This window comes from Archangium sp. (assembly GCF_036389735.1).
Taxonomy (GTDB): domain Bacteria; phylum Myxococcota; class Myxococcia; order Myxococcales; family Myxococcaceae; genus Archangium.
This window is the reverse complement of the sequence record NZ_DASVWK010000902.1, coordinates 1-3,351: the sequence shown is the minus strand read 5'-3', so window position 1 is coordinate 3,351 and position 3,351 is coordinate 1. Positions and strand designations below refer to the sequence as shown.

General features: G+C 68.9%; 4 protein-coding genes. 3 read left to right on the top strand and 1 reads right to left on the bottom strand.

Features of this window, described 5'->3' with window-relative positions; all coding sequences use genetic code 11:
- The 3 genes from VF794_RS32110 to VF794_RS32100 all read left to right on the top strand — a co-directional run.
- Positions 1 to 274, top strand: a 274-nt coding sequence (locus tag VF794_RS32110) for a sensor histidine kinase (protein ID WP_331116931.1), incomplete at its 5' end; no start/stop codon positions are given.
- Between the two features lie 8 nt (positions 275 to 282).
- A complete protein-coding gene (locus tag VF794_RS32105; RefSeq protein ID WP_331116930.1) occupies positions 283 to 747 on the top strand; it encodes a response regulator in 465 nt (154 codons plus the stop codon).
- 438 nt (positions 748 to 1,185) lie between these two features.
- Positions 1,186 to 1,977 carry an alpha/beta hydrolase gene (locus VF794_RS32100; RefSeq protein WP_331116929.1) on the top strand — a complete coding sequence of 264 codons (792 nt, stop codon included), beginning with the start codon at positions 1,186 to 1,188 and terminating at the stop codon, positions 1,975 to 1,977.
- A gap of 413 nt (positions 1,978 to 2,390) precedes the next feature.
- Here VF794_RS32100 and VF794_RS32095 read toward each other — a convergent pair whose 3' ends face one another.
- Positions 2,391 to 3,203, bottom strand: a complete 813-nt coding sequence (locus tag VF794_RS32095; protein ID WP_331116928.1) for a hypothetical protein — start codon at positions 3,201 to 3,203, stop codon at positions 2,391 to 2,393.
- Positions 3,204 to 3,351: the final 148 nt, after the last annotated feature.

Below are 3,351 nucleotides of genomic sequence, written 5' to 3'. Positions count from 1 at the left end.
CATTCAGGGCACGGTGGAGGCGGGAACCAACCGGTGCGAGCTCCGGGTCCAGGACAACGGCATCGGCTTCGAGGAAAAGTACACCGACCGCATCTTCGACGTGTTCCAGCGCCTGCATGGGCGCAGCAGCAAGTACGAGGGAACGGGTATCGGACTGGCGATCTGCCGTAAGATTGTCGAGAGGCACGGCGGGAGCATCGGGGCACGGAGTTCGCCTGGAGCAGGGGCGACCTTCATCGTCACGCTGCCCCTCAAGCAATCCACGAGCAGGTGAGGGACGTCATGGACCCCAAGAAGCCCGTTACGATTCTGATGGCGGACGACGACGCGGATGACCGGGATTTCGCCCGCACCGCGATGGAGGAGAGCCGGCTGGCCAATGACCTCCGGTTCGTCGAGGACGGAGAGGAGCTGCTCGACTACCTCTACCGCCGCGGCCGCTACTCCGACCCGAAGGACTCCCCGCGCCCCGGGTTGATCCTCCTGGACCTGAACATGCCCCGCAAGGATGGCCGCGAGGCCCTGCGGGAGATCAAGAGCGACCCCGCGCTGCGGCACATCCCCGTGGTCGTCCTGACCACCTCGAAGACCGAGGAGGACATCCTGCGCAGCTACGACCTGGGGGCCAACTGCTTCGTCACCAAGCCCGTGACGTTCGAGGGGCTCGTCGATGTGGTGAGGGTGCTCGACAAGCACTGGTTCCAGCTCGTCGAGCTGCCCCGCACGCTCGTTCCCCCGGAGTCCTGAACACCGCGCGGCACACGCGCCAAAAGGAATCGGGGAGGAGCCGCGTGAGCAGCTCCCCCCCGACTCACTTCCCCAATCCCTGCCCCCGCAGGTTCCTACCCCACTACCCCACTCAACCCCCCCGACCGACCCGCCGCCCCGTACTCCGTACCTTCGTGCAGCCCCGTCCCGCCCTACCCCGCCCCACCCGCCGCCCTACCCCGACCAACCCGCCCGTCCTGCCCCGTCCCGCCCTACCCCGTCCCGCCCGTCCTACCCCGCCCCGCTCACTTCACGAGGAGGGGACATAGCAGGTGGCGTGCCAGCGAGGCTTCAGGGGCGTTTGCATGTGATTTCAAGGCTTTATCGCGCTACCCCTGGCAGCATCGGCCCCAAAGCCGGTAAGACTTACGGGCCAGGAGTCTGACACCTTCTCAGCTCACACCCGGGGAGCCTCCAATGGACACGGTCACTTCGAAAGACGGAACGCCCATCGCGTACGAGAAGACGGGCTCCGGACCCGCACTCATCCTCGTCGACGGCGCCTTCTGCAGCCGTGCGTTCGGGCCGATGCCGGAGCTGTCGTCGCTCCTCGCCCAGCACTTCACGGTGTTCACGTACGACCGCCGCGGCCGGGGCGGCAGCGGCGACACGCAGCCCTACGCACGGGAGCGGGAGATCGAGGACCTCGCCGCGCTCATCGAGGCCGCGGGCGGCTCCGCTGCCGTCGCGGGCCTATCGTCCGGCGCGGCACTCGCGCTCGAGGCGGCGGCGAGCGGACTGAACATCACGAAGCTCGCGGCGTACGAGCCCCCGTACGTGTCCGCCGCGTCCCGACGTCCCGAGGACGATCACGAGGCCAACCACGAGGCGCACCTGAAGCGGCTCCTCGCCCAGGGGCGCCGTGGGGACGCAGTGAAGTACTTCATGCGGGACCTGCTCGGCGCGTCTGGGTTCGTCCTCCTGGTCATGCGGCTGATGCCCGCCTGGCGGCAGCTTCAGGCGGTCGCGCACACGCTGCCGTACGACGTGAACGTCATGCGCGGCTTCTCGGTCCCGACGGAGCGGTTCTCGACCATCCGCGTCCCGACGCTCGTCATGAACGGCGGGAAGACGGACCCCCGGCTGAAGCAGGCGGCCGAGGGCGTCGCGAAGGCCGTGCCGAACGCTCGGCACCGCACGCTGGCGGGACAGACACACAACGTGAGTCCCAAGGTCCTCACCCCGGCGCTCGTCGAGTTCCTCGCCTGACCCCAGACCGCCAAAAAGGAATCGGGGAGGAGCCGCGTGAGCAGCTCCCCCCCGACTCACCCCAATCCCTGCCCCCGCAGGTCCCACCCCACTACTTCACTCTCCCCCCAACCAACCCGCCGCCCCCTGAAGAGTTCCAACTCTCGTGCAGCCCCGTCCCGCCCTACCCCGCCCCACCCGCCCGTCCTACCCCAACCGACCCGCCCGTCCTGCCCCGTCCCGCCCTACCCCGTCCCGCCCGTCCCGCCCCGCCCCGCTCACTTCACGAGGAGGGGACATAGCAGCGCGCGTGCCAGCGAGGATTCAGGGGCGTTCGCGTGTGATTTCAAGGCTTTATCTCTCGGCCCTCGGCGGCAGCGACCCAGAAGCCGGTAAGACTTACGGGCGAGTGGTCTGACACCTTCTCAGCGGCTTCATGGCTGGAGGGACTGGGGCTCACGCGGCTTCCGCGAGCGCGCCGAGACCGGCACGTAGCACTTGCCCTGGTACTCGGCATGGTCCTCATAACAGGGCGGACGCTTTTCGAGCGTCAACCAGCAACCACCGTTGATTTCCACCTCCCCCTTCTTTGGCAGGCACGGCGCCTTCGCCTGGTCGCTGAAAGGCTTCGCTGGCAGGGGATAGGCGATGACCGCCGGGTCCACGTCGCCCGTGTCCACCAGCGTGGGCGCACCGCTCTCCTCCACGGCCCGAATGACCCCCCCGGAGTCCTCGTGCGGCGCACCCCGCTGGCCCTCGGTGTACGCCCGCCAGTGCGCCACCAACAGCAGCAGCACCAGGACCGCGACGCTCATTCCGACTCCGGACTTCGCCCCTCTCCCCAGCATCTGGCGCGCGCCCGAGGCCCACCGCTTCAGCCTCCCCCGCGGCTGGCGCGCCAGGTGGTTGCGCGCCTCGTCGCTCCACTCCATCCGCTCCACCATGCGGGTGAGCACCTCGAACAACCCCGCCAGTCCCGCCAGCCCGCCCGTGGCCGGCGCCCGCTCCATCTCCACCGCCACGTAGGGCGGCCGGGCCTGGGAGGTGACGCGCACCGTCCAGTCCTCCTCGGGCTCCGCGCTCACGCCCGGTCCCGGCACCAGCACCATCGCTGGCGCGCCCGTGTGCACGTTGTGCGCCTCGTAGAGCCGGCCCAGGTCGTCCAGTTCCGGGCCCTTGCTCCCGTGCCGCCTGCCGAGCCGATACGGCCCCAGCATCCCGTCCTTGCCGTGCTTCGCGTCCGCCATGCGAGTGCCTCCTCCCGCTCCTCTTCTACAACGCACGTCCCGGCCCGTCGCCCAGTCCAGAAGGTGGACCCCACGCCGTCAGGAGGTGACTTCAAAAATCGTGTTCCGCTTGCCAACTTCGCAAGACATCTCCAGAGTGCATGGACCA

Coding starts and splice junctions, on each gene's coding strand:
- VF794_RS32100 (WP_331116929.1), top strand. CDS start 1,186: ATGGACACGGTCACTTCGAAAGACGGAACGCCCATCGCGTACGAGAAG.
- VF794_RS32095 (WP_331116928.1), bottom strand. CDS start 3,203: ATGGCGGACGCGAAGCACGGCAAGGACGGGATGCTGGGGCCGTATCGG.
- VF794_RS32105 (WP_331116930.1), top strand. CDS start 283: ATGGACCCCAAGAAGCCCGTTACGATTCTGATGGCGGACGACGACGCG.